Genomic DNA, 25733 nt, shown 5'->3' on the forward strand with positions numbered 1-25733 from the left:
TCAGCCGCCCAGTCTGCCGAGGTCGCCGGCCAGGGTGTTGGCGCCCAGCTTCACCTCGCGCAGGTACCAGGGCCGGATCGGCGTGCCGCCGCTGTTGAACCGCCAGGTGCCCCGCGGGCTGTCGATGTCCCCGACCGTGGAGATGGCGGCGTTGACCGTTTCCGGGGTCACGTTGCCGCCGGCCGCCTTGATCGCCTTGTCGAGCACCTGCGCCGCGTCCCACGATGCCATCGCGTAGGTGGTCGGGTCCGTGCCGTGGGCGGCCCGGTAGGCGGGCGCGAACTTCCGGTTGGCGGCGTTGTCCAGGTCGGCGCTGTAGTTGAGGGCGGTGAGGACGCCGTCGGCCGCATCGCCCTGCCCCTTGAGCACGCCGCCCTCGGTGAGGAAACCGGGTGCGTAGAGCGGGATCCTGCCGGCCAGTCCGAAGTCGCGGTACTGCTTCACGAAGTCGACGGCCGCGCCGCCGGCGTAGAAGCAGAAGACGGCCTTCGCACCGGAGTTCTCGATCTGCGAGAGGTAGGGCTGGAAATTCTTGGTCCCCGGGAACGGCGTGTAGACCTCCTCCCCCGCGATCTTTCCGCCTGCGGGCAGGAAGGTGGACTTGAAGCCCTCGATCTCGTCCTTGCCCGCCTGGTAGCCGGCGGCGACGAGGAAGACCGGGCCCCCGGCCCGCTCGGCGACGTGCTTGCCGAGGGCCTTGCCCGGCTCGTCGTTGACGTACGAGGTACGCCAGATGTACTTGGTGCCGGTCAGCGTGGTCGGTGAGGCGTTCGAGCCGACGAGCGGGATCCGGCTGGTCTCGAACAGGTCCTTGACGCCGTTGACGGTGGCCGAGCTCACCACTCCGCTGACCGCCAGGACCCGGTCCTGCTTGACGAGCTTCTCCGCCGCCGCCTTGCCCGAGTCGGCCGTCTCCCCCTCGTCCGCGATCACGATCTGCACCTCGCGGCCGCCGAGCCTGCCGCCGTGCTGCCGGACGTAGAGCTCGAAGCCCGCCTTCATGTCGTCGCCGAGGGCCTTGTAGGTCCCGGACTGCGGAACGAGGAGCCCGATCTTCACGGGCCCGGTCTGCTTGCTGTCATCGCCTGTGCCCAGGCTGGCACCGCCGCATCCCGTGGCCAGCAAGAGGCCAGTGGTGACGGTGATCAGGACCAGGGGGCGAAACCGACCTGCCATGGAGACTCCGTACGTCGTCGAACGGCCCTTTCGGGCCGGGTGCTTCTCCTGTGGTGACACGTGTCTATCGCGTAAATACGACGCCCGTCAAGACTTCGCTAGATAGCTGCCGGAGAGTCGCCCCGCCCCTTGACCCGCGCCGCGCGTATGCCGTAGCACTAACCCTCGTCAAATTCGCGCCATACCACTTCGGTGGGCGAAGCCATGATCAGTCAGGGAGTGAAGCACCATGACCGACGATCCATCACGGCGCAGAATCCTCCGGAACACCGGGGTCCTGACGGGCGCCGCACTGCTCTCCGGCATCCCCGGCGGACCGGCCGGCACGGCGGAGGCCGCGCCGTCGGCGGCCGGGACCCCGCCGGTCGTCGAGCTGCCCGCGGGCCGGCTGCGCGGCAGCGCGGAGGGAGGGCTCGCCGTGTTCAAGGGCGTGCCCTACGCGGCGCCCCCGGTCGGCGCGCTGCGGTGGCGCCCCGCCCAGCCGCACCCCGGATGGCAGGGCACGCGCGACGCGACCGCCTTCGGGCCCAGCGCCCCGCAGCTCTACCGGGAGGGCGGGGACGCGGTGCTCGGCACCCACGGGTCGCCCCCCTTCAGCGAGGACTGCCTCACGCTCAACGTATGGACGCCCGGGGCCGACGGGGCCCGGCGACCGGTCATGGTCTGGATCCACGGAGGCGGCTTCATCTCCGGATCGGGCTCCCTGCCCAACTACTCCGGCGAGACCTTCGCCCGCAACGGCGACCTCGTCGTCGTGACCCTCAACTACCGGCTCGGGCCGCTGGGATACCTCTACTTCGGCGAGGACGGCGCCGACGGGAACTTCTGGTTCACCGACCAACTCGCCGCACTGCGCTGGGTACGCGACCACATCGCCGCGTTCGGCGGCGACCCGGACAACGTCACGCTCGCCGGTCAGTCCGGCGGAGCCCTGTCGGTCGCGGCGCTCGCGGGCGCCCGCCCCGCCGGCCGCCCGCTGTTCCGGCGCGCCATCCTGCAGAGCCCGCCGCTCGGGCTGCAGATCCCCGGCCGCGCGGAGTCGCTCCGGCGCAGCGCCACCTACCTCGACATCCTCGGGGTCAGGAACGTGGCGGAGCTACGGGCCCTCCCCTGGCAGCAGTTGATCGCCGCCACGATCGAGATGTTCCGCCGCACCGGGCAGTGGGGCTACTGGTCGACCCCGTTCCTGCCCGTGCTCGACGAGGTGACGCTGACCCGCAGCCCGGCCGACCTGCTGCTCAGCGGCCCGGGAGCCGACATCGACCTCCTGATCGGGTGGACCAGGGAGGAGGCCGCCTTCGCCTTCGCGCTGAACGAGCCGTACGTCGCTGCCACCCGGGAGCAGGTGCTCGCTCGGGCGCGGGACACCTTCGGGGCCGGGGCGGCCGAGGCCTACACCGCGTACGAGCAGGCCCGGCCGGGGGCCCGCCCCGTCGACGTGCTCATGGACCTGATCGGGGACGACCTGTTCCGCATCCCCGGTCTCGACCTGGCCGAGAAGCGGGCGGCCCGCGGGCGGCCGGTGTGGGCGTACCAGTTCGACCTGCCGACACCCGCGCACAACGGCCAACTGGGCGCGGCGCACTGCCTGGAGCTGCCGTTCGTCTTCAACAACTTCGACAAGTGGTCTCAGGCGCCCTTCCTGGCGGGGCTGAACCCGCGGATCCGTGACGGTCTCGCCGGGGCCGTGCACGCCTCGTGGATCTCCTTCATCCGCAACGGCGATCCCAACCACGGGCCCATGCCGAACTGGGCACGCTACGAACGCGGTTCCCGGACCACGATGAGCCTGGACGCGGTCACCGGCAGCGTCGACGACCTCGCCGGCTACTGGCGGCGTCTGCACCGCCCGACGGCTCGGTAGGCGCGGCCGCCTAGGACTCCGGCGTCTGCTCGGCCAGGCCGGTGACCTGCTGGACGTGGCGCAGGCTGGGCGGGGCGAGCACGTCGTTCAGCTGCTGGAAGATCTGCCGCGCGGCGACCGCGTTCCAGTCCGCGGGGAGCAGCTCGGCGGGCAGGCCCGGGTCGAGGTAGGGCAGGCGGCGCCACTGGGTGAGCATGGGGACGTAGTGGCGGAAGGCCTCGGCGCCGTCGATGCCGGGCTGCCGGGTCAGCCCCGCGGCGACGGGGCCGTAGGACTCGGTGAACCCGGCGTACTGCTCCTCGATCGCCGGGAAGTCCCACCACGAGCTCACGGTCCCGGGCAGGTCGCTGAACGCCGCGTACTCGGCGGCGAAGAGGTGCACGTACTCGCTGAGCCCGAGCCGTACGAGCATGTCACGGGCGTCGCCGAGCAGGCGGCCGGGCGCCAGCCACACACCCGGGGCGATGTTCCCGAAGCCCAGCCAGGTCAGCCGGGTGCGCAGCTGGTAGCGGTACGAGCGCTCGGACTCCGGCACGGAGAAGACGGCCATGGCCCAGCCGTCGCTCAGCCTCGCCGGTTCGAGGCTGCCGAAGATGCGCCGGTCGCCCTCGTCGAAGACGGTTCGTACGGCCGGGCTGAGCCGGTATCCGGTGGCGCCGCGGCGTTCCGGTTCGAGAACGCCCTTCTTCTTGAGCCGGGAGATCGCCGAGCGCGCCGCCGGGCCGTCCACGTCCAGCTCGGACATCAGGGTGATCAGGTCGGCGACGGAGATCCAGCCGCCGAGGCGTCGCAGGAACGCCCCGTAGACCGTGTTGATCAACGAGCTGGGCCTGAGGGGACTGTCCGCCATGATCGCCTTCCGTCGTATGCGGTGGCGATCCTACCGACCTGGGCGAACGCGGCGCCGCCCAGGTCAGGTCCGCGCCGGAGGGGGCGGTGCGGACTCAGAGACGGGCGGCCCGCTTCAGCCGGCCCAGGTCCACGAACTTGAAGTCGGTGTCCGTACGGACCTCCCCGTCGGGTGCCGTGGTGGCGGGGGTGTTGTGGCCGTCCTGGACGACGAGCAGGCCGTTCGGGAACCTCTGGCCCAGCGGCGCGGTCGTGACGGCTGCGCCGTCGCACTCCTGCGAGCCGTCCGGCGATCCGGGTGCCGCGCCGTCGCCGATGCGGAAGCCCCGGACGTACGCGTTCCCGTGCTCGCGGTCGAAGACGGCGAAGGTGTCGTCGCCCTGGCTGGAGGCGAGCAGGTAGCCGCGGCGGCCGGGCTGCGCGGGGTCGCGCCAGATGGTCAGGCCCTCCACGTCGGCGGAGACGTGCCGGCCGCCGAATCCGGGGTCCGCGCCCGCGTCGCACTCCTCGGTCTCGGCGTTCCAGGTGCCGGGTACGCCGAAGGAGCGGACCTTCTCGATGAGTCGGGCGGGGGAACGCAGGTCGGCGTCGAGCTTCCAGATGCCGATGTCCTCCTGGCCGGCGTAGAGGTCACCGGTGTCGGGATCGACGACCATGCCCTCGACCTGGGGGCCCTCGCCCGGTTCGCCGCACGGCGCCCAGCTCTTGCCGTTCGGCAGGGTGAAGGAGGAGGGCAGCGAGGTGGTGCGGACGGTGCGGTAGCCGACCTTCCCCGTGGCGTTCGGGAGGAGTTCGGCCAGCGCGAGGGCGGTGGCGTGGCGCCGGCTGGTGACCGCGTAGGAGCGGCCGCTGCGGCGGTCGGTGTAGGCGGCGAGGCCGTAGGCGGTCCGCTGCTCGTTGACCTCGTCCTGACCGGTGGAGAAGATCCGCGGGGCGGCCGACTCGTCGGTGACGTCGACCAGCGGGGCCGTGGGCCGCTTCGGGTCGATCCGGTAGATGCGCAGCTGGTCGCGGCCGCGGTCGGAGACGACGGCCACGTCGTGACGGCCGTCGGGGAAGCGGAGTCCGGTGATCAGGTCCACGTTGTTGAAGCGTCCGGGCATGTCGCCGTCCTTCGGCGGCGCAGGCGCCGGTAGGGACTGCACCTGGCGTCCGTCGAGGTCGTAGACGCGCAGTCCGCCCTCCTTGGCGGTGGCGATCACCAGGCTGCGGTCGGGGTCCTTCGCGTTGCGCCAGATCGCCGGGTCGTCGGCGTTCGCGTTGCCACCGGCCTCGTCGTCGAAGAGGGAGGGCGTCTCGACCGAGGCCGACACCCGGGGCAGCGGCTGTGAGGGGTCCCGGTCTCCACGGGCGTGCGCCGGTACGGCGATCACGCCCAGGGCCACCATGGCCGCCGCGGCCACGGCCGGGGTCCGCCTGCTCGAGATCACGCGCATCTTGCCTCCTGCTGAGGGGTCCGAGGTCGGGCGGCCCGCCGTGTGGTGGCCGGGGTCGTCCGGCGCCCCGTGACGGGCCGACCCCACCGTGGGCCACGTTCGGGTGACAACCATGGAGCAGAAATGGCATGCACATGACCGAGTGGTGAAATCCGGCGACGCCCCGACCGCCCCGGAGGCTCCTCCGGGGGCTTCCCCGGGGGCTTCCCCGGGGAGCTTCCCGGGGGCTTTCTTAGCGGAACGTTAGATCTGCGTGGCGGACCTTGTCCGGGTACGACGGCCGCCGCATGCTCTGGACACTCCCCCACCGCCGGGGCAGTTCTACCGTCTCTCACCAGGGACTTCCGTCTGGAGCCGCCATGTCCTCGTCCGTCGTCATGCCCGCACAGCCGCCCGGGGACGAGCGCCGCAAGCGCCGCCTCGCCCTGGTCGGCGGCTCGCTCGGCAATCTCGTCGAGTGGTACGACTGGTTCGTCTACGCCAGCTTCGCGATCTACTTCGCCGACTCGTTCTTCCCCAACGACAACCCGACCACGCAGCTCATGAACACGGCGGGGATCTTCGCCGTCGGCTTCCTGATGCGTCCCGTCGGCGGCTGGATCCTGGGCCGCGCCGCCGACCGACACGGACGCAAGAGCGCCCTGACCCTCACCGTCACCATGATGTCGGTGGCCGCGCTGCTGATCGCCGTCGCACCGACCTACGGCCAGGCCGGCTACTTCGGCGCCCTGGTGCTGCTGCTCGCCCGGCTGCTCCAGGGAATGAGCATCGGCGGCGAGTACGCGGCCAGCGCCACCTACCTGACCGAGGCGTCCGCCCGCAACCGGCGCGGCCTGGGCTCGTCCTTCCAGTACGTGTCGATGACCTGCGGCCAGCTGCTCGGTCTGGGCATCCTGATCACGCTCCAGCACACCCTGACCACCGCACAGTTGGAGAGCTGGGGCTGGCGGCTGCCCTTCGTCATCGGGGCGCTGTTCGCGGTGGTCGTCTTCTGGCTTCGCCGACGGCTCCAGGAGACCGACGCGTTCAAGGAGGAGTCGGCGTCGGCGGAGACGGGCGGGGAAGCCCACGACGACAGCACGCGGGGCACGCTGAGGGCCCTGTGGCAGTACCGCCGGCAGGCGGGTCTGGTCATGGCGCTCACGCTCGGCGGCACCGTCGCCTACTACACCTACACCACGTACCTCACCAAGTACCTCGTCGGCAGCGCGGGCATGGAGAAGACCACCGCCACGCTCGTCAGCTTCACCGCGCTGACCCTGTTCGCCGTACTGCAGCCCTTCGCCGGCATGCTGTCCGACCGGATCGGCCGCCGACCTCTGCTGATCACCTTCGCGGTGGGCTGCACCGTGGGCACGTACCCGATCATGACCGCTCTCGGATCGGCGTCGTCGTACTGGTCCGCGCTCGGCCTCTCCCTGCTGGCACTGGTCATCATCACCGGCTACACCTCGATCAACGCGGCGGTCAAGGCCGAACTGTTCCCCACGCGGGTGCGCGCGCTGGGCGTGGCACTGCCGTACGCGATCGCCAACGCGCTCTTCGGCGGCACGGCGGAGTACGTCGCGCTCTGGTTCAAGAACAGTGGGCACGAGACCATGTTCTTCTGGTACGTCTCCGGGTGCGCGCTGATCTCCCTCGTGACCTACGTGCTCATGCCGGACACCCGCAATGCCGCGCTCAGCCGCGCCGAGGCCGAGGCAGACGGGGACGGGGACGGGGACGGGGACGGCAAGGATGACCCGGGCCGGTCCGCGGTCGCTCCCGCCGAGGCCGCACGCTGACCCGTCCCGGCGATCCGTTCCGCTGCTCCGTTCCGCTGCTCCGTCCCGGTGACCCGGCGCGTCGGCTCCCGTAAGCTGCTGCGCCGGGTCACGGGGATCCGGTGATGCGGGTCCGGTCCAGGTCGCAAGGAAACCGTCTATGCACGCGCTGCTCGTCGAGGACGACGATCGCATGGCCCAGGCACTCGGCACGGCGCTCGCCCAGCGCGGGCACACCGTCCGCCGCGTCGGCCGCGCCCTGGACGCACTGCGGCACGTCCGCGAGGCCGAGTTCGTCCTCCTCGACCTCGGGCTGCCCGACCTCGACGGACTGGAGCTGCTGCGGCGGCTGCGTACCGTGTGCGCCGCGCCACTGATCGTGGTGACCGCGCGCTGCGAGGAACGCGACATCGTGCAGGGACTGCGCGCGGGCGCCGACGACTACGTGGTCAAGCCGTTCCGCATGGCCGAACTGATGGCCCGTATCGACTCCGTACGACGCCGGACCGACCCCTACCCCGACCGCCGGCCGGACCCCGCCGCGAGCGGCGCCCGGCCCGTGCACACCGGTGACGTCGTGGTGGACCTGGCGGGCCGGACCGTCACGGTGGCGGGCGACGAAGTACGGCTGACACGACGCGAGTTCGACGTACTCGCCTTCCTGGCCGCCCGCCCGGACGAAGTGCATTCCCGCGAGGAGATCCTGGACCGGATCTGGGGTGACGCCTTCCTCGCGACCTCCCGCTCCCTGGACGTCCACGTGGCGGGCATCCGCGCCAAGACCGGGCGGTCCGGCCTGGTTCGCACCGTCCGCGGGTTCGGCTACCGGCTCGGCCGGCCGACCGCGCCGGACGGAGAGGACGGAAGCGGGGGCGGAAGCGGGGGCGGGAGCGGGAACATGGACGAGGGCGGCAGCGGGGGCGGCGCGCGGTGAGGCGCCGGCTCCTGGTGGTGCTGATGGTGCTCATGGGGGCGGCAGCCGTGCTGCTCTGTGTCCCCCTGGCCGATGCCTACGCGCGCGGGCGCACCGAGCACCTGCTCCTGCAGCGGCGTTCGGAGGCGGTCCGGTTCGCCGATCTCGCCGACCGGATGCGCACCGCCGCGGACCGGGCGGAGCTCTCGGCCGAGATCAGCCGGTACGCGCAGTTGTACGGTGCCGGGGTCGTCGTGGTCGACACCGCGGGAGCGACGGTGGCCCGGGCCGGGACCGGACCCGCGGAACGGGCCGCTTCGAACGCGGCCACCGACAGCGCTTCCGCCACGGGCGGCCCCTCCGAAGGTGCGGACGCCCGTCGCCGTGCCCTGACCGGCCGCTCCACCGACCGGCTGCCCACCCTTCGCCCCTGGGGTCCGCGCACGGTCGTGCTCGCCGAACCGGTGGGGCGGGACGAGCGGGTGAGCGGGGCGGTCCTGATGGCCGTTCCCACCGACGCCGCACGCCGGGACGTGGCGATCCGCTGGTCGCTCATCACCGCCGGGGCGCTGGCGGCCTTCGCGGCGGCGGCCCTGGTCGCGGCCGGGATCGCACGTTGGCTGATGCGCCCGGTGCTGGACCTGGACCGGGCGGTCGAGCGGCTGACCGCCGGCAGCCTGCAGGCCCGGGCCGTGTCCGACACCGGTCCGCCGGAACTGCGCCATCTGCGGCAGCACTTCAACACCATGGCGCAGGCCATGGCCGACTCCATCGGCCGCCAGCGCGACTTCGTCGCCGATGCCTCCCACCAGCTTCGCAACCCGCTGGCCACCCTGGTGCTTCAGCTGGAGAACGTCGAACCGCACATCGCACCCGGGCCCGGCCTGACCGAGCACAGCCGCGCGCTGGACGAGGCCGAACGCCTGGAGGAACTGCTCGACGGCCTGCTGGCACTGGCCCGTGTGGAGTCGGGCACGGCGGAGCTGGGCGATCAGGACGTCACCCGGGCGGTACGGGACCGGGTCACGGCCTGGGCCCCGGTCTTCCGCGCCGCGGGGGTGGAACTGGTGGCGACCGGCCTCGCGGAGGGGCTGCGGGCGCGCGCCCTGCCCGACGCGGCGGGCCGGATCCTCGACGCGCTCCTCGACAACGCCGTCAAGTTCGTCCCGCGCGGGCGCCGCGTCGAGGTGCACACCGCGCACGGGCCGGAAGGCTGCGCCGTCGTACGGGTCACGGACGACGGCCCGGGCGTTCCGGAGGCGCAACCGGCTTTGCTGCTGCGGCGCTTCGCCCGCGCCCCGGAGCACCAGAACGTCCCCGGAAGTGGTCTGGGGCTGGCCATCGCCGACGAGATCGCCCGGATCAGCGGCGGGCACCTCGCGGTCGGCGGCAACGAGCCGCACGGCCTGGTGGTCGAGTTCCGGCTCCCGTCGCCCTGAGCCGGCCCCGGGCGTCCTCAGCCGTACACCGACCGGTAGTGCGCGACCGCGCCGGGGTGGAGCGGTACCTCGCCGGTGGAGATGGCGAACCGGGGCTCCAGCCGCGCCCCCGCCGTCACCTCCCGCAGCAGGTCGCGCCACCGGTCGAACACCACCCGGAGCAGGTCGCGTACCGCGTCCTGCGGTACGTCCGCCCGCGCCATCAGGTAGTTGCCGACCCCGATGGTCCCCACCGGCTCGGTCGGCCCGTACACCCCGGCCGGAAGGGTGACCGCCGTGTAGACGGGGCCGTAGCGCTCGCGGAGCGGGCCCACGTAGTCGTCGAGCGGCAGGAACCGCAGCGGAAGCTCGCGCGCCAGTTCGGCCAGCGCCGCTGTCGGCACCCCTCCGGACCAGAACAGTGCGTCGACCGAGCCCTCGCGCAGGGCGCTCACCGATGCGGCGAGGCCCAGGGCGCGCTCGTCCGCGGCCTCCGCCGAAGCGGGTGCGGGTGCGGGTGCGGAAGGGGATGCCGGTCCGGGCGCGGGTGCGGGTCCGGGCGGGCCGCTCAGGCCGGCCGCCCGCAGGACCCGTTCCGTCACCACCTGGACCCCGGAGCCGGCCGCGCCCGCCGCGACCGGGCGACCGGCGAGGTCCCTGACCGAGCGCACCGGCCCGTCCGCCGGGACGACCAGGTGCGTGTAGTTCACGTAGACCCGGGCCAGTGCGGTCACGGGGGTGGGCCGGGGAAACGACTCCCGCCCCAGCACGGCGTCCTCGGCCACGTCCGCCATGGCCAGTGCCAGCTCGACGGAGCCCTCGTCGAGCTTGCGCAGGTTGTTCACGCTGGCCGCGGTGCTCACCGGGACGATCTCGATCCTGCGGCCGCTCGCGGCGACGGCCTGCGCCAGGGCCTGCCCGAAAGCGTTGTACGGCCCGCCCTCGGGTCCCGTCGCGAGCCGTAGCCGGCGTACCGGACCGGAATCCCCCGAGCAGCCGGCCAGCGCCCCCACCAGGGCGCCGAGTCCGGCACCCATCATCCGTCGCCGGGTCACTTCCGCGCTGGTCACAGCAGAAGCCTAGACCGTCCTCGTCACCCGGCGGGGGCCGGCTCCAACCTGCCGGCAGCGGGCTCGCTCCCTCCCATGTCCAGCCGGAACGGCGGGTACTCGTCGGTCATGAGGGCCGCGTAGACGAGCACCCGCAGCATCCACCGCATCAGACCCATGAGCAGGTCGAACAGCCCCCGCGGATAGGTCCCGGTGCGCATCAGGATCACCACGGCGACGAGGGAGAGCACACCGACGAGCCCCGAGGAGAACGGACTGTAGTCGGCCAGGTACCGGTAGCAGTCCAGCCGCTGGTGACCAGCAGCATGGTCACCAAAAGCTGCGGGACGACCAGCAGCCACTTGACCAGAACCAGCCCGCGGGACAGGCGCTCGGGGTAGGTGACGTCGACACGGATCGGGTAGTCGGGCACGTCCTTGAGGGTGAACGGCGGGTACGAGTCCGTGCCGAGCACGACGGAGGAGTAGTAACTGACCCGCGTGGACCAGCGGATGACGCCGACATTGAAGTCGAAGAGCGGTCGTGGATATCTGCCTGTGCCGATGATGCCGAAGAACGCGATGACGGTCACCGGAACGAATGCGACCTGCAGGAGTATCAGGGTGAAATAGTGCGGGATGGCGAGGAGCCACTTCACCAGCCACATCCATCGGGTGAGCTCGGGATCCAGGGCCGCCTCGACGCTCAGCGGGTTCGGGGAATCGGGGAACATTGCGGTCAAATCCTCTGTCTCGCGCGGGGCGCGGCAAAGGCGGCCCGCAATTCACGGGGCCCGGGGTGAGCCGAATTCCATTAGGCCTCGATCCCTCCCTGCGCACCTGCCACGGGACTGCGTAGCACGAGAACGCGTGACTTGACGGATGGCTGCCGCCCTGGTGCCGGGGCCTTCTCCACCGGCCCGACCGGCCGAGACGCGAGGAGGCCCGGAGACCGCGGATGTCAAGCCACGACATCACGGGGCATGACGCGTGGCGTTCCGGCCGGTTTTCCTGACCGCGGGAGGAAATCCGCACGTGGGAAAGGAGACTCCCATGCATATTGCGACGATCATTGCCGCCTCTTTCACCGCGGCCTGCACCGGCATCGCCTATTTCCACTACACCTCGACGATGAACCCGAATCGGCACATCCCCCTGTTCTGCCCCCGATTCCCGAACGTTCCGCTGTGGGTCGACCTGGTCTGCTGCCCGGCCTGGTGGGCGAGCGGGACCGTGCTCTGTCTCGCCATGCCGTTGTGGCCGGGCCTGGCCCTCTATTGCGCGGCGGCGCTGCCGCCCATGGAGATCATGCGCCGCCGTCACAACCGCCGGGTCGGCAGACCCGTCTCCGCGATCAGCGGTGCGCGGGATCCGGGGTCGGGTACTTCCCGGTCCGCCGGTTGATGCGGGCGCAGCCGGCGCACCCGGCGCACGCATCGGGGGTGAGCGACGGTACGGCTGCGGTGGGGCCGCAGCACCACACGGTGGCGGCCCCGAAGGCGGCGTGCACGGCCGGCAACCCCCGGGCCGGGGCTCGGGCCGGGGCCCCGGCCCGTGCGAGGCCGCAGCTCCGACCGAGGCCGCGCTCCGCTCACTCGCCGTGATCGGCCCCGACAGCATTTCTTAGCATCGGAGGCCAACTATTCGCCCGGTCACCTCCGGGACGACTAGAAAGGTCGGGACCGAACCGGAGCCGGCGATGGGGTGATGCCACCCATCGACGATCAGAGCGATGTCGAAGGCGGTGCATGTGCGTGCGTTGGTGCGGGCGGATCGAATTGATTGCGGTCTTCCCCGACCTCTCCTGGCACGTTCGACTGAGAGGTCTGTTCATCGCACTCCGCATCGAGCTCTGGCTCGGGGAAGGCCGCTGACATGCGGCGTTCGGAGATCTACTGCGTGCTCACACGTGTAAGTGCACAGCGTTGATCCCATGGCGCAACAGTCGCCTGAATTTCTTCAAATGGGCACCCATCCGCAGGCGTTGCGGCACCGAAGGAGGAAAGAGAGCCTCTCCAGGGGCTCCTTTCCATCCCGTACGAACTGCGATTCCCGTCCCGGGGATCCACGGAACAGGAGCGAATGTGATAGTCAAGCGCGCCGGTCGCCTCGTGGTTGTCGCCGCCATACCCGCCGCCGTGTTCCTGACGCTCGGCCTTTCCGGACCAGCTCTCGCGCAGGGCGGAAAGGCGTACCAGATCGACCTGGCGCAGCTGAACGATTCAGGCTCCCGCGGCACGGTCATGCTCACCCTCAAGGGCAATCAACTGACCGTGCAGATCGAGTCCGAGGGCATGGTGCCGGGACAGCCGTCGGCACAGCACCTGCACGGTTCGACGAAGGGGCACGACTTCCACTGCCCGGACAAGACCGACGACACCGACGGCGACGGGGTCCTCAGCAACACCGAGGCCACGCACGACTACGGCGACATCAACATCTCGCTGACCACGGGCGGGGACACCAAGGCCACCAGTGGCCTCGACGTGCAGCGCATGCCCGTCGCCGACAAGCAGGGCACGATCCGCTACAAGCGGACGATCGCCGTCGGCCAGGACGTGGTCGACCACATCAAGGACCTGCACGTCGTGCAGCACGGCATCGACCGCAACAACAACAAGAAGTACGACTTCGAGGGGGCGGGCAAGAGCGAGCTCGACCCGAAGCTGCCCCAGGAGGCCACGGCTCCGACCAACTGCGGCGAGGTCAAGGGCGCGGCCGTGGGGTCCGTTCCCGTCGGCGGCATCGAAACGGGTGGCGGTACGCCGGAGCAGCCCACGGTGTCGGTGACGATGCGCGACGGTGTGGCGATCACCGTTCTCGCGGCGGTGGCCGGCGCGGTGATCCTCGGGCGGAATCGGGCCGCTGCGGTCCCCGGCCGCAAGGAGACCACCGGAGGCGGCGCGTGAAGTCGACCCCCGTCCTCACCGCAGCAGCTGCCGGGTCGGCCGGGCGGCGGCCCCGCCGCCGGACCGCGGTTCCCGTGGCGGCGGCCGCGGCCGCCCTCGCCGGGCTCCTCCTGGCGGGGTGCGGCGGCCAGAACGCGGCGAAGCCCCCCACGTCGGCGGAGCAGCCCCAGCCTGCCGGGGCACCGGCCGCCGCCGGCGGTGCTCCGACCGCGAAGGCGCCCGCCGGCGGCAATTCCGCGCCCCCCGCAGACGGATCCCAGAGCGGTACGGGAGGCGGTGCCGGCGGGGCCGCCCTGGCCCGGTCGGAGCCGCAGAAGATCACGATCCCCTCCCTCAACGTGTCGAGCTCACTGGAGACGTTGGCGCAGAACGCGGACGGCACCATGCAGACCCCGAAGGACCCCGCTCTGGCGGGCTGGTACGAGCCGGGGCCGACCCCCGGCTCCCAGGGGCCGGCCGTGATCGCGGGACATGTCACCTGGAACGGAGCCTCCGCCGTGTTCGAGAAGCTGAAGACGATGAAGGGTGGTGACACCATCAAGGTGACCCGGCGGGACGGCAAGACGGTCACGTTCACGGTGGACCGGGTGGCCGAGTACCCGAAGGCCGAGTTCCCCACGCTGGAGGTCTACAAGAACCTCGACCACGCGGGCCTTCGCCTGGTCACCTGCGGCGGCAGCTTCGACCCTGCCAAGCACTACTACGACAGCAACGTGGTGGTGTTCGCCCGGATGACGGGTGCCGCGTAGCCGGAAACGGCCGGGCCGGAGGTATGCCCGTCGGTCGCAGGGCCCCACTGCGACCGACGGGCACCCGCACGGGTCCGGATGCGGGCCCGGGCCTCATGCCCGAGGGCGCCCGGTAGCGTCGCCGCCATGCGCTTCCACCACGTCGACGTCTTCACCGACCGTCCCTTCAACGGCAACAGCCTCGCGGTGTTCCCGGACGCCGATGCGCTGACCGGCGCCCAGATGCTCGCCATCACCCGGGAACTGCGGCACTTCGAGTCCGTCTTCCTCCTCGGCGAGGGCACGTCCGGGCCGCACGTCCGGCGGGCGCGGGTCTTCGACCTCGCGGGGGAGCTGGAGTTCGCCGGACACCCCCTTCTCGGTGCGGCCGCGGTCCTGCACGCCCTCCACGGCGCCGCGGACCACGAGGCCTGGACCCTGCGTCTGACGGCCCGTTCGGTGGAGGTCACCACCGACCGCCGCGGCCCGGGGCGGTACGCGAGCCTCCTCGATCAGGGCGCCGCCGCCTTCCTCGGCCGCCCGGACCCGGACGGGCTGGCCGCCCTGTTCGACCTCGAACCGGGTGATCTGGATGCCGATCTGCCCCCGGAGGTGGTCTCCACGGGCCTGAGCTACCTGGTGCTCCCCGTACGCGGTGACGCTCTCGCCCGCGCCCGCGTCACCGCACCGCTGGACGAGCCCCTGGCCCGTCTGGGCGCCGAGTACGCGTACCTGCTGGACACCGCGGCCATGGAGGGGCGGCACTGGACCAACGACGGGGTTCTGGAGGACGTGGCCACCGGCAGTGGTGCGGGCTGCGCGGCCGCCTACCTGCGCTCCCACGGCCGGATCGGCGCCGGGCAGGAGAGGCTGCTCCGGCAGGGCCGTCACACCGGGCGGACCGGTGAGATGACCGTCAGTGCCGAGGGGGACGGCCGCACCATCCACTCGGTACGCGTCGGAGGCGGCGTCGCCCTCGTCGCGGAGGGACGTCTGCGCGCGCTCCCGCCGGCCTGAGCCGTCCGGAGGCGCGCCGCTCTCCATCGCGGCCATCGCGGCCACCACAGCCCCCACGGCCCCCACCACGGCTCACCTCGCGACCCGGGTGGTCCGGACCTACGCTGATGGTGTTGCCCGGGGCCCTCGGACGGCAGGAGACCATGCGGTGAAACCAACCCACATCCGGCTGCGCCGGGCCTGCGCGGCCGCTGCCGCGGCAGGGATCCTCCTCACCCCGGCGGTCGCGGGATCCGCCTACGCGGCGCCCGTCCCGGGGCCGTCCGCCCCCATCGCCGCCGCACCGACCCCGACGCCGGTCCCCACCTCCACCCCGTCCCCGGACACCGACACGGTGTTCCGGCAGATCACACCCGCGGTCGCGGCGCAGCTGGACGCGGCCGTGCGTCAGGTCATGCGCGAGGCACAGGTGCCGGGCGTGACGGTCGGCCTGTGGGCGCCCGGCAAGGGGAGCTACGTCCGCTCCTTCGGCGTGGCCGACAAGGCGACCGGGGCGCCCATGCGGCCCGACCTCCACGTGCGCATCGGCAGTGAGACCAAGACGTTCACCGTGACCGCCCTGCTCCAGCTGGTCGACCAGGGAAAGGTCGGCCTGGACGACCGCATCGGCGACTACATCACCGGGGTTCCGAACGGTGACCGCATCACCCTGCGCCAACTGGCGGGTATGCGCAGCGGGCTGTTCAACTACAGCATGGACGGGGACTTCATCACGAGGCTGGAGAAGAATCCGGAACTGCCGATGTCACCGAGGCAGTTGCTCGACTACTCCTTCCGGCACCCCGTCCTGTTCGAGCCGGGCGCGGAGTTCGACTACAGCAACACCAACCTGATCCTGCTCGGCCTGGTGGTGGAGAAGATCACCGGCCGGCCGCTGCACGAGGTCATCGCCAAGGACGTGGTGGCACCGGCCGGGCTGCGCAGTACGGTCTTCCCCACGAACGCGGCCATTCCGGCTCCGTACGCGCACGGCTACACGAACCAGACGGCCTCGGGCAAGGTAGAGGACTCGACGCACTGGAACCCCTCCTGGGCCTGGGCCGCCGGGGCGATGATCTCCGACCTCCAGGACCTGCGCAGTTGGGCCCGCACCCTCGCCGTCGGCACGCTGCTGAAGCCCGCCACCCAGGCCGAGCGCCTGAAGACCACGCCGATGGACATTCCGGGTGCCGGCTACGGGCTGGGCATCTTCGACGTCCAGGGCTGGATCGGCCACAACGGTTCGATCCCCGGGTACGAGGTGCTGCCCGTCCACCTGCCGGCGGCGGACGCGACGATGGTGATCCTCCTCAACACCGACAGCCAGTACAAGGGCCAGGAGCCGAGCACGCTGTTCGGCGAGGCGGTCACCGGCATCGTGACACCCGATCACGTGTACCCCGGCCACAAGCCGGTCGTGCCCAGGACCGGTTGACGACCGCGGCCCTTCTCCCTGCGGAATGGGCGCACGCAATTCCGGTCGGCCGACCGATCGCAGGAAGGCGCCCTTTTCCGGGAAACAGGCGACAAAACGCGGCCGTCCGCCCCCGTCCGGGGCTCGATCGGCCTCCCCAAAAGATGCCCCGGTCAACCGTGTTGTCCGACAGGTGAGTTATTACACAGAAGACATGGAAGGTCGCACACAGTTCGGGTAACTTTCCATCACGTCGCCGCCACACCCGGGGCACAGGGCCCCATGGGACTTGCGGCGCAAAGGACCCGACCCCTGTTGACGACAGCAACCGAAGTCTTCACAGTCCGGCCGTACACCCCTCATTGCCAGGTGATCAGCACCGAAGGCGATCATGCCGTGATAGGAATTTCCCCGGGGAACAGCTACTTCTCGGCCCAACGTGTCATTGACCTCGCCCATTGGGGCATGCGCAACTTCGAGCAGGTCGACCTCATCTACACCGACCTGCACGTGGCCGAGATGTACGAGGCCCTCGGATACGGCGAGGACGAAGCCCGACGCAAGGCGGTGAAGAACCTGCGCGGTGTCCGCGCCAAGGTCAACAACGCCGCGGCCGAAGCCGACCCCACCGGCGCCCGCCTCCGCGCCCGCCCGATGTCGTCCCTCACCGACATCCCGGCGTACCGCACGCTCCACAACCACTTGACCAACCTGCTCGACATCGACCCGGAGTTCCGCGAGACCTGCAACTCCCTGGTCGACGTGTTCCTTTCGTCCAAGGTGCTGGGCGGCGAGGCAGCCACCACCCGGCAGCGCGACGTCTGCCTGGAGTACGTCTGCGCCGAAGCCCCGCTCTTCCTCGACACGCCGGCCATCCTCGGCGTGCCGTCCTCCCTCAACTGCTACCACCAGCTCCTGCCCATGGCGGAACTGCTCTACTCACGCGGCTCGGGTCTGCGCGCCTCGCGCAACCAGGGCCACGCGATCATCACCCCCGCCGAAGGAGTACCCGATGTCCACTGACACCCTTCTCGACTTCCCGTTCTCCGCGCGCGGCGACCAGCTCCCGCCCGAGATCGAGGAGCTGCGCAGCGAGCCGGTGAAGCGGGTCCGCACGATAGCCGGGGACGAAGCCTGGCTCGTCTCCTCCTATCCGCTGGCCAAGCAGGTGCTCGAGGATCCCCGGTTCAGCCTGAAGGACACCTCGGCACCCGGCGTGCCCCGCCAGTACGCGCTGACGATCCCGCCCGAGGTCGTCAACAACATGGGCAACATCACCGGCGCGGGACTGCGCAAGGCCGTCCTGAAGGCGATCAACCCCAAGACCGACGGCCTCACCGACTGGATGCGCGCCCAGGCGACGACCCTGGTCGACAACCTGCTGAGCCACGGGGCGCCGGTCGATCTGCGCGGCCTGTTCACCAACCCGTACGCCGAGAACCTGCACTGCCGCATCCTCGGCATTCCCGAGGCCGACGCGCCGCGCCTGGCCGCCAGCCTCGACATCGCGTTCATGAACTCGGCGTGCCCCGTCACCGGCGCCAAGCTCAACTGGGACCGGGACATCGCCTACATGGTGGAACGCCTCGACGACCCGACCACCACCGGTCTCATCGCCGAGCTCGCCGCCCTGCGCAACGACCCCGCCTACGACCACCTGACGGACGAGATGCTCGCCACCGTGGGCGTCACGCTGTTCGGCGCGGGAGTCATCTCCACCATGGGCTTCCTGACCATGGCGATCGTCTCGCTCCTCCAGCACCCGGAGATGTGGGAGCGGCTGCGCAAGGAGCCGGAGAAGATCCCGGCCGCGGTGGACGAACTCCTGCGCATCAACCTGTCGATCGCCGACGGCCTGCCCCGACTCGCCCTGGAGGACCTCACCCTCGGCGACGTCGAGGTGAAGAAGGGCGAGCTCATGCTCGTCCTGGTCGAGGCCGCCAACACCGACCCGGATGTGTACCCCGACCCGCACGTCGCGGACATCGACCGGCCGAACGCCGGCACGCACCTGTCCTTCGGCGGCGGGCAGCACTACTGCCCGGCGACCGCCCTCGGCAAGCGGCACACCGAGATCGCCATCGAGGTGCTGCTGGAGAAGATGCCCAACCTCGCGCTCGCCGTGCCGGTCGACCAGCTGGTGTGGCGCACCCGCTTCATGAAGCGCCTGCCGGAGCGCCTGCCCGTTCTCTGGTGATCGGGTCGGCGCGCGGGAGCGCGCCCGTCCGATGACGGCCCCGGCCGGGGGGAATCCGGCCGGGGCCGTCGCCCTGCCCCGACCGTTCCGGTCCCGTACGCAAGTCCCGTACCGCAAGTCCCGTTGCCGCAAGTCCCGTACGTCGGCTTCGTACGGGTGGCTACGCCAGGAACGCCGCGGTGCTCGCCACGAACCGCTCCGCGTCGTCGAGCCAGGGGTAGTGCCCCGCACCCCGCTGCACGACGAACGTGGCGCCGGGGAACAGCGCGGCGGACTCGGCAACCGACCGGGGCGGGCTGTTCACGTCGAACTCCCCCGCGAGCAGCAGGACGGCCGTCCGGCACCCGGCGAGCGCGGCGCGCGTGGCCTGCGGGTCGAAGGCGCCCTCGGCGGCGAAGAGGGTGACGGCCTCCGTGTTGTCCGGCCGGGACGCCGCCTGGTGCCGCCGTGCCGCGGCGTCCCACCGGCCGTGGAAGAAGGGGCTGACGGCCTCCCAGTCGCTGCCGGTGCCCTCGGTGATCGCCTCCAGCGCGGCGAACGCCGCCGGGTACCACGGCTCGTCCCTCCTGAGTCGCGCGACCTCGCGCCGGGCCTCCGCGCTGATGGTGAGGCCGACGGCCCGGGTGCCCGGGGTGATCAGGGCGAGTCTGCGGACGCGGTCCGGGTACCGGGCCAGGTACTGCGTCGCGGGGTTGGCGCCGGCCGAGTGGGCGAGCAGATCGGTCCGGGCGAGGCCGAGGTGTGCGCGGAGGGCCTCGATGTCCTCGACGAGGCGGTCGCAGCGGTAGCTGGAGGTGTCCGCCGGGACCGCGGACCGGCCGGTGCCGCGGAGGTCCGGAACGATCAGCCGGCGGTGCGCGGACAGACCGCCCAGGTCGCCGAGGTAGGAGGAGTCCGCGGGACCTCCCGGGACGCAGAGCAGCGGGTCGCCGTCCCCGTGGATGCGGTAGGCCAGCCGGGTTCCGTCAGGTGCGGTGAAAGTGGGCATGCCGCGGATCCTGACAGCCATAACCTGGTTGTACAACCAGGTTATAAGTAAGGGGCGGCTCGGGGTATAACCGAGGCATGACAGAACCGGAGAGTGAGAGTGCGCACCGGCAGTCCGGGACGTCCGCCACGGACGGGACTCCCGCGACGCTGACCGAGGAACAGGCCGTACGGATGCTCGCAGGCATGAACGAGGTCATCCGCGCGGGCGAGGAGATGCGCAGGCTGCGCGCCGAGATGATCAAGCTGTTCGCCGGGTTCGGCTGGACCCAGGACCGGATCGCGCGGATCGCCGACATGAGCCAGCCCGCCGTGTCCAAGCAGGTGGCGAAGTACGCGGTCGACGCCCCCGCGCGCCCGATGACTCTCGCCCTCGGCCAGTACGACGGCCCGTGGCTCGAAGGGCGGCTGTGGGGGCTCGCGGAGGTGGTCGCCGAGACGATCGACGGCGCGCGCTGCGCCCGTTACGTCGATGCCCTGGCCCGGGGCCGGAAGCGCTTCACGCCCCGGAACGTGGATGAGCTGCGGCGCCTGCTCGAAGAGGACCTGAGGCTCCGCCGGGCGGAGCTGTCCGACGACTTCCGGGCTGCGTACGACGAGATCGGCCGCGGCCTCGACGACCCCCCGAAGGGTCCGGCCGGTACGACGTCACCGGTATCGGCACCGGTATCGGCCTCGGCCTCGGTCCGCCGCACCCTCGCCCACCAGCTGCAACGCGACCGGCTGGAGGCCGGCCGGCCGCCGGGCGGGAGCTGACCCCCGCCTGGGAGCAAGCTCTCAGGAGCGGTTGCTCCCATCCCTTGCGCCTTCCTCCGCGGCCACCGCGGGACCGATGCTTCCGGCGTGCCCCTTCCTCCTTCCGAAAGGCATGTCATGAAAGCTCGAATCCTCGCCGCCTCGTTGAGCGCCGGCGCCCTGCTGGCCACCGGGCTGCTGGCCGCGCCCACCGCGTCGGCCGCCGCGGCTGCTCCGAGTTGCGTCGGATCGGCGTGCAACGGCAAGAACCCGGCCGGCACCAGCTGCCAGAACGACGCCCGTACGGTCGCCGAGTCCGGCGACCCGATGGGCGCCATGGAGCTGCGCTACAGCCCGTCCTGCCGAGCCGCGTGGGGACGATTCAAGATCAACGCACCGTCCGGATCGCGCATAGAGATCAAGAACAACCAGGGCAAGAAGTACACGACCAGCGGCACCGGCAAGTTCTACAGCGTCATGATCAACGACAAGGACGTGAAGGCCTGGGCCTGCGGCATCTGGCCCTCCGAGTTCGGTGGCACCAACACCGCCTGCACCGAGGACTACTGATGGGCCGCCGAGCAGCGAAGACCACCCGGACCGACCCGCTCGGCGGCGCCCGGCGCAGGCTCCTCGTCACCGGCGCCGCGCTCGTCGGCACGCTCGCCCTGGCGACCGGCCCGGCCCTGGCCACCACGGCGAACGTCGGGGGCCAGGTCGGCGGCAGCTCCACGTACTACGGCACCGCCCGCACCGTCACCGCCGACGGCTCGCACATCTGCCTGAGGGCCGACAGCGGCGGCATCGCCATGAAGGCCTTCTGGTACAAGTGCAGCGACCGCAGCACCCGGGGCGCGGACCGGGAGGTCGGTTCGGGGACGCGCCAGCGCCTGGGCTCCGGCTTCAAGGCCGGTACGGTCTACTGCCTCGGAGCAGCGGCGGACGTCGTCAGCCCGAACAAGACCTCCTGGAGCGGAACCCTCGACTGGAACGTCTTCTCCTGAGTCCGGGGCCGTACGGGGATGCCCCGTCCCGGCGACGAGCGTCAACGGGCCGGGGCGGCGACCCCGTTCCCGCCCGCTACAACCAGGCCGCCTGCGCGGCCCGCAGACCGGCCTCGAAGCGGCTGCGGGCACCGAGCCTTTCCATGATCGATGCCATGCTGCGGCGGACGGTGCTCAGGGACACCCCGAGTCGCCCCGCGGCCGTCTCGTCGGTGAGCCCCTTGGCCAGCAGGGTGAGCAATTCGCGCTCCTGCGCGGTCAGGCCGGTGCCCTCGTGCCGGGGCTGCTGTGCGCCGAGCGGCAGGCCCACCGCCCATACCTGCTCGAAGAGCCTCGACAGCGCGGTCATCGCCCCGGCCGTGTGGAGGAGTACGGCGCCGCGCCGGGTGTCCGAGGGATCGAGCGGGACCAGGGCGCTGGTGCCGTCGATGAGGATCATCCGCAGCGGCAGGGTGGGGACCGTACGCACCTCGCCGCCGTTCTCGGTCAGCCAGCGGGCGTACGCGAGGGTGGGGGCGCTGTTGCGGACACTGTCCAGGCAGACCGTTCGGACCTCCACACCGCGCAGCAGGATCTGCGCGTCGTTGTGCCGGGCCGCCTCGATCGATGCCGGGGAGTGCCCGCCGCCCGGCATGAACGTACAGACCGAGTCGGTCGCCTTGTTGGCGACCTGCTCCAGCCGGCTCCGGATGGCATCCATGCCGATCAGGCGCTCGCTGTCGGGTTCGGCGCCACCGACGGCGGGCCCGGCGCAGTCTGCGATCATGCGGGTGACCGCCACGTGCGTGTCGTCCAGTTCGCGCCGGCGCCGTTCGAGCTCCTCCTGCCGGCGGCGCAGCAGCAGCTGCAACCCGAGTTCGGGGTGGATCGCCCGCCAGCCTCCGGGCCGATCCGCCGACCTGCGGAGCAGCGCGAGTTCGGCGAGTCTGTCCAGCGCGTCCCGCACCTGCTGTTCCTCGAGCCCCAGCTGCTCGGCCATCTGCCCCACGCCCCAGCCCTCGGGCCGCGTGGCCAGCAACCGGTAGACGGCCTCGGTCGGTGTGTCGAGTCCCAGTGCGGACAGCATCCCGGCGTTCTCCTCCCCCACGTCGACGACTTCTCTTCCAGGCGCAGCAGCATGGGGGGAGGCAGGGCCGGAGGTCTTGTAGGAATCGGAGAACCGGAGTTCAGTCCGTGGCCGTGTCCGGCAGCAGCAGGCTCGTGACCCGGCCCGCCACCCGGTCCAGAGGTGAGCCGGGGCGCAGTCCGCCCCGGCGGGCCGCGAACTGCGAGGGTGTGAGCCCCGTCATCGCCTTGAACTCACGGATGCAGTGGGCCTGGTCGTGGAATCCGCCGGAGGCGGCCACGGCCGCCCCGTCCAGGCCGAGGGCCTGGAGGCGCAGCGCACGCTGGAGTCTGGCCACCCGGGCGACGGCCTTCGGCGCCAGCCCCACCTGCTGCCCGAAACAGGCCCGCAGGTGCCGGTCGCTCCAGCCGACCTGCCGGGAGATGGCGGTGAGGGCCTCCGGCCGGCCGTCGGCACCCCGCCGGAATTCGACGAGAAGGGCACTCCAGCATGAAGTCGCGCGTGAAGTCACCCGTGAAGTCATTCGCCGCCCTCGGCGTGTTCGTCGTGGGCCTGTCCGCGCTGCTCTCGGGGTGCGCCGACGGGCCACGGTCCGCCGCCGCGACGGAACTGCTGGACCGGCAGGGGTACGACGCCGTGCTGCGGCGGAGTTCCCTCAGCTACCGCTGGCCCGCCGACTACCGGCCCGACCTCGACCGGCTCTCCGCGGACAGCGCGCCGGGCGGCGGCGAGGCGGCGCTCGCCGGGAGCGAAAGGATCATTCTCGAAATCGCCAACTCATGTGCCTGGTACCGCTCCTGGGACGATGCACGAGGCCGTGCGGACCATGCCCGGGCCGAGGAGGCGCTCACGGTTCTGGAAGAGGTGCTGCCCGGCTACGGACCCCAGAACCCGGACGGCCGGCGGTACGCCCGTGAGGCCGCCTCCAGGGCCCGGGCCGGTGACCCCTCCCTGGCCCGGCAGTTCACCGAGGCCAACTGCGACGGTGTGATCGCCTGGGACCGGACGGGCATCGACGCCGAGGGCTGAGCCCGGCGGCAGGTACGGGAGGACCACCATGACCACGATGACCACGACCGGTGCCGGTGCAGGTGCAGGTGCCGGTGCCGGTACTGCTTCGCCGGTCGGTGCCGGTGCGGGCGGGCGCACCCCGCCGGTGCTGCGCCTCTACCACGAGCTGTTGGCGGATCGGGAGCGGCTGATCGAGGCGCACCACCGGCTGCTGGCCGAGCAGAACGCCCTGCTGGAACAGATCGACCTGCTGTGCGCACGGTCGACGGCGGCCGGATCCGACACCCCGTGCGGCAGTCCGCCTCCGCTGTCCCCGGTCCAGCGGCAGGTACTGGTGCTGATGGCCGGCGGGGCGAAGGACGGGGCGATCGCCCGCCGGCTGAACCTCAGCGAGCGCTCCGTGCGCCGCCAGGTGGAGTCCCTGACCCGGCGAACCGGAGCGAGCAACCGGTTCACCCTGGCTCTCGCCGCCATCAGGATCGGCTGGCTGCCCGCCGGCCGCTGAACCCGTCCGCGGTCCGGAACCGGCGCCTGTCCTGCACCGGACAGATGTCCTGTTCGGCCTGGGCAGGACCGACTCCGGCTGCTGGACTGTGTGTTGCCAGCACACCGATCCGGACAAGGGGAAGATCCTCATGCGCAGCCGAGTCCGCAGCACCCTCGCCACCAGCCTCGTCGGCACCACCGCGGCCCTCGTCGCCCTGCTCGTGCCCGGCACCGCCCACGCCGCCCCGGCGAAGCTCAGCCACTCCTCCGCCGTGAGCAAGCTGAACGCGACGGGCGGCATCGGCCTGTCCTCCAGCGGCGGTTGCAGCAACCGCAACAACAGCACCTGCACCTCACTGGAACAGGTCAACGCCGCGAGCATCAGCGATGTCATCACCCTGCGCAAGGCGAGCAACTGCACCCTCACGATCACGGGCGGGACCGAAGTGGGGCACGCCTCGGGCACCTACAGCCACTGGAACGGCTACAAGATCGACTTCAGCCCGACCAGCTGCGTCAGCAACTACGTCACCAGCAGCTTCACCCGGATCGCCAACCGCGGTGACGGCGCAGCCCGTTACCGGTCCGCCGCCGGAAACGTCTACGCCCGGGAAAGCAACCACTGGGACGTCACCTTCTGCGGGGGCAGCTCGGCCTGCACGTCCGCGGCCAGTTCCTGAGCGGTCCCCGGCCGGCCGGCGGGGGCGCCGCCATCATCACGCCCCCGCCGAGCCGCTCCGAGCGGCCCGGTCAGTCCTCTTCCAGCACCGCCCTGATCACGTGCCGGGCGTTGTCCGCCATCGCCGGGTTCGTCGTGCGGTAGTAGGGCAGGGCGATCACCGCCTGCGAGAGCGTCCGCCCCCGGCCGCGGCGCCAGGTCGCGTCGTCCACACCGAGCGCCTCGCGGAAGACGGTCCTCGCGCCGGCCGGCAGCGGGTTCCACGCCGGGAACAGATCGCAGGCCGGATCACCCACCCCCATGCACCCGAAGTCGATGACCGAGCTCAGTCTGCCCCCGCTGATCAGCAGGTTGCCCGGCATCAGATCGGCGTGCAACCACACCGGCGGCCCGTCCGGCGCGGGCGCGCGCAGCGCGTCCTCCCACACGGCGGTCACCGCATCGCAGTCGACGCCCTCCTGCGGGATCCCCCGCAGTTGCCCGATCGCCGCCCGGGTCGCTGCGTCCAGCGAGGCCGGCGGCCCGCCCCGGTGGGCCCGCGGCGCCCCCGGCAGGGTGACGCTCCGCATCGCCGCCACGAACCCGGCCAGGTCTGCGGCCAGCGCCTCGGGCTCGGTCAGCCCACCGGCCCGCGGGTTCTCCCCCGGCAGCCACCGGTACACCGACCACGCCCACGGATACCCGTGCGCGGGTTCCCCGGCCCCGAGCACCTCGGGGACGGCCGTGGGCAGCCGGGGCGCGAGTCGGGGCAGCCACTCCTGCTCCATGGACACGTCCGCGGCCCCGCCCGCGAGCATCGGCAGCCGTACGACCATGGTGTCGCCCAGCCGGTACATGACGTTGACCGTGCCGCCGGACGGGATCCGCTCCACGGCCGACGCGGCCCACTGGGGGAACTGCCCGGCGATCAGACGGCGTACCAAGTGCTCGTCGACGGGGTGCGCGCCGGGGTGCATCTGTGCGGTGCTCATCGACCGCCATCCGACCGCCGAAGGCCCGCCGGGTCAAACCCTTTTCCCTCCGCCCCGTGCGGTGCCGTTGCCCGACCGGGGTC

The 25733-nt window shown here is 71.6% G+C and carries 27 protein-coding genes; 17 read left to right on the top strand and 10 right to left on the bottom strand.

Going from position 1 to position 25733, the window contains the following annotated elements; genetic code table 11:
* Positions 1-1176 carry an ABC transporter substrate-binding protein gene (locus IE257_RS04815; protein ID WP_189965052.1) on the bottom strand — a complete coding sequence of 392 codons (1176 nt, stop codon included), beginning with the start codon at positions 1174-1176 and terminating at the stop codon, positions 1-3.
* A 229-nt stretch (positions 1177-1405) separates the two neighbouring features.
* Here IE257_RS04815 and IE257_RS04820 point away from each other — a divergent pair, with 229 nt between their 5' ends.
* Positions 1406-3040 carry a carboxylesterase/lipase family protein gene (locus IE257_RS04820; protein ID WP_189965055.1) on the top strand — a complete coding sequence of 545 codons (1635 nt, stop codon included), beginning with the start codon at positions 1406-1408 and terminating at the stop codon, positions 3038-3040.
* A gap of 10 nt (positions 3041-3050) precedes the next feature.
* Here IE257_RS04820 and IE257_RS04825 read toward each other — a convergent pair whose 3' ends face one another.
* Positions 3051-3890 (bottom strand): PaaX family transcriptional regulator, encoded by an 840-nt coding sequence (locus tag IE257_RS04825; RefSeq protein ID WP_189965057.1) that lies wholly within the window; start codon positions 3888-3890, stop codon positions 3051-3053.
* 94 nt (positions 3891-3984) lie between these two features.
* Complete coding sequence (locus IE257_RS04830) at positions 3985-5325, bottom strand: phytase (RefSeq protein WP_189965059.1); 1341 nt, start codon at positions 5323-5325, stop codon at positions 3985-3987.
* Between the two features lie 377 nt (positions 5326-5702).
* Between IE257_RS04830 and IE257_RS04835 the strand changes: the two genes are divergently transcribed.
* The 3 genes from IE257_RS04835 to IE257_RS04845 all read left to right on the top strand — a co-directional run bounded on the left by IE257_RS04835 (position 5703) and on the right by IE257_RS04845 (position 9440).
* On the top strand, positions 5703-7109 hold the full coding sequence (locus IE257_RS04835) for an MFS transporter (protein ID WP_229920196.1): 1407 nt from the start codon (positions 5703-5705) through the stop codon (positions 7107-7109).
* Between the two features lie 139 nt (positions 7110-7248).
* The gene (locus IE257_RS04840) at positions 7249-8022 is read left to right on the top strand and encodes a response regulator transcription factor (RefSeq protein WP_189965061.1); all 774 of its coding nucleotides are present in this window, start codon (positions 7249-7251) and stop codon (positions 8020-8022) included.
* A complete protein-coding gene (locus tag IE257_RS04845) occupies positions 8019-9440 on the top strand; it encodes a sensor histidine kinase (protein WP_209468326.1) in 1422 nt (473 codons plus the stop codon). The genes IE257_RS04840 and IE257_RS04845 overlap by 4 nt, the downstream gene beginning before the upstream one ends.
* A gap of 17 nt (positions 9441-9457) precedes the next feature.
* Here the strand turns inward: IE257_RS04845 and IE257_RS04850 are convergent, their stop codons facing one another.
* Genes IE257_RS04850 through IE257_RS04855 form a run of 3 tightly spaced genes read right to left on the bottom strand, consistent with a single transcriptional unit; the run spans position 9458 to position 11201 of the window.
* The gene (locus tag IE257_RS04850; protein WP_229920125.1) at positions 9458-10489 is read right to left on the bottom strand and encodes a TAXI family TRAP transporter solute-binding subunit; all 1032 of its coding nucleotides are present in this window, start codon (positions 10487-10489) and stop codon (positions 9458-9460) included.
* 23 nt (positions 10490-10512) lie between these two features.
* Positions 10513-10719: a DUF4389 domain-containing protein gene (locus IE257_RS39090; protein WP_308277832.1), complete on the bottom strand. Its 207-nt coding sequence runs from the start codon at positions 10717-10719 to the stop codon at positions 10513-10515.
* Complete coding sequence (locus tag IE257_RS04855; protein ID WP_308277833.1) at positions 10695-11201, bottom strand: DUF4389 domain-containing protein; 507 nt, start codon at positions 11199-11201, stop codon at positions 10695-10697. The genes IE257_RS39090 and IE257_RS04855 overlap by 25 nt, the downstream gene beginning before the upstream one ends.
* A 319-nt stretch (positions 11202-11520) precedes the next feature.
* On the opposite strand from IE257_RS04855, the gene IE257_RS04860 reads away from it, so the two are divergent.
* The 7 genes from IE257_RS04860 (at position 11521) to IE257_RS04890 (ending at position 18711) form a co-directional block, all read left to right on the top strand.
* On the top strand, positions 11521-11871 hold the full coding sequence (locus tag IE257_RS04860; protein WP_189965064.1) for a hypothetical protein: 351 nt from the start codon (positions 11521-11523) through the stop codon (positions 11869-11871).
* Positions 11872-12551: 680 nt separating this feature from the next.
* Positions 12552-13376: a hypothetical protein gene (locus tag IE257_RS04865; RefSeq protein ID WP_229920126.1), complete on the top strand. Its 825-nt coding sequence runs from the start codon at positions 12552-12554 to the stop codon at positions 13374-13376.
* Positions 13373-14125, top strand: a complete 753-nt coding sequence (locus tag IE257_RS04870) for a class F sortase (protein WP_189965065.1) — start codon at positions 13373-13375, stop codon at positions 14123-14125. Before IE257_RS04865 ends, IE257_RS04870 begins: the two co-directional genes overlap by 4 nt.
* Positions 14126-14251: 126 nt before the next feature.
* Positions 14252-15121, top strand: coding sequence for a PhzF family phenazine biosynthesis protein (locus IE257_RS04875; RefSeq protein WP_189965067.1), 870 nt, complete (start codon positions 14252-14254; stop codon positions 15119-15121).
* Positions 15122-15269: 148 nt separating this feature from the next.
* Complete coding sequence (locus IE257_RS04880) at positions 15270-16535, top strand: serine hydrolase domain-containing protein (RefSeq protein WP_189965069.1); 1266 nt, start codon at positions 15270-15272, stop codon at positions 16533-16535.
* A 261-nt stretch (positions 16536-16796) separates the two neighbouring features.
* Positions 16797-17537 (top strand): cyclodityrosine synthase, encoded by a 741-nt coding sequence (locus tag IE257_RS04885; RefSeq protein ID WP_078626157.1) that lies wholly within the window; start codon positions 16797-16799, stop codon positions 17535-17537.
* Complete coding sequence (locus tag IE257_RS04890) at positions 17527-18711, top strand: cytochrome P450 (protein WP_189965071.1); 1185 nt, start codon at positions 17527-17529, stop codon at positions 18709-18711. Before IE257_RS04885 ends, IE257_RS04890 begins: the two co-directional genes overlap by 11 nt.
* A 160-nt stretch (positions 18712-18871) precedes the next feature.
* On the opposite strand, the gene IE257_RS04895 is transcribed toward IE257_RS04890, so the two are convergent.
* Positions 18872-19699 (bottom strand): alpha/beta fold hydrolase, encoded by an 828-nt coding sequence (locus IE257_RS04895; protein ID WP_189965073.1) that lies wholly within the window; start codon positions 19697-19699, stop codon positions 18872-18874.
* A gap of 77 nt (positions 19700-19776) precedes the next feature.
* On the opposite strand from IE257_RS04895, the gene IE257_RS04900 reads away from it, so the two are divergent.
* From IE257_RS04900 to IE257_RS04910, 3 genes are all read left to right on the top strand, one after another.
* Entirely contained in the window at positions 19777-20454 is a 678-nt protein-coding gene (locus tag IE257_RS04900; RefSeq protein WP_189965075.1) for a sigma-70 family RNA polymerase sigma factor, read from the top strand.
* Between the two features lie 117 nt (positions 20455-20571).
* Positions 20572-21003, top strand: a complete 432-nt coding sequence (locus IE257_RS04905) for a DUF2690 domain-containing protein (RefSeq protein ID WP_189965077.1) — start codon at positions 20572-20574, stop codon at positions 21001-21003.
* Positions 21003-21437 (top strand): hypothetical protein, encoded by a 435-nt coding sequence (locus tag IE257_RS04910; protein ID WP_189965079.1) that lies wholly within the window; start codon positions 21003-21005, stop codon positions 21435-21437. Before IE257_RS04905 ends, IE257_RS04910 begins: the two co-directional genes overlap by 1 nt.
* Positions 21438-21513: 76 nt before the next feature.
* Here IE257_RS04910 and IE257_RS04915 read toward each other — a convergent pair whose 3' ends face one another.
* Complete coding sequence (locus IE257_RS04915) at positions 21514-22524, bottom strand: LuxR C-terminal-related transcriptional regulator (protein WP_229920127.1); 1011 nt, start codon at positions 22522-22524, stop codon at positions 21514-21516.
* Positions 22525-22603: 79 nt separating this feature from the next.
* Positions 22604-23014, bottom strand: coding sequence for a helix-turn-helix domain-containing protein (locus IE257_RS04920; RefSeq protein WP_189965081.1), 411 nt, complete (start codon positions 23012-23014; stop codon positions 22604-22606).
* 2 nt (positions 23015-23016) lie between these two features.
* Between IE257_RS04920 and IE257_RS04925 the strand changes: the two genes are divergently transcribed.
* From IE257_RS04925 to IE257_RS04935, 3 genes are all read left to right on the top strand, one after another.
* Complete coding sequence (locus IE257_RS04925) at positions 23017-23532, top strand: hypothetical protein (protein ID WP_189965083.1); 516 nt, start codon at positions 23017-23019, stop codon at positions 23530-23532.
* Between the two features lie 37 nt (positions 23533-23569).
* Complete coding sequence (locus IE257_RS04930) at positions 23570-24019, top strand: helix-turn-helix transcriptional regulator (protein WP_229920128.1); 450 nt, start codon at positions 23570-23572, stop codon at positions 24017-24019.
* A gap of 130 nt (positions 24020-24149) precedes the next feature.
* Complete coding sequence (locus IE257_RS04935) at positions 24150-24680, top strand: hypothetical protein (RefSeq protein ID WP_189965087.1); 531 nt, start codon at positions 24150-24152, stop codon at positions 24678-24680.
* A gap of 70 nt (positions 24681-24750) precedes the next feature.
* Here IE257_RS04935 and IE257_RS04940 read toward each other — a convergent pair whose 3' ends face one another.
* Positions 24751-25650 (bottom strand): aminoglycoside phosphotransferase family protein, encoded by a 900-nt coding sequence (locus IE257_RS04940; protein ID WP_209468327.1) that lies wholly within the window; start codon positions 25648-25650, stop codon positions 24751-24753.
* Positions 25651-25733 lie beyond the last annotated feature (83 nt).

It is taken from the genome of Streptomyces avidinii (genome assembly GCF_014650695.1).
In the GTDB taxonomy this organism is placed as follows: domain Bacteria; phylum Actinomycetota; class Actinomycetes; order Streptomycetales; family Streptomycetaceae; genus Streptomyces; species Streptomyces avidinii.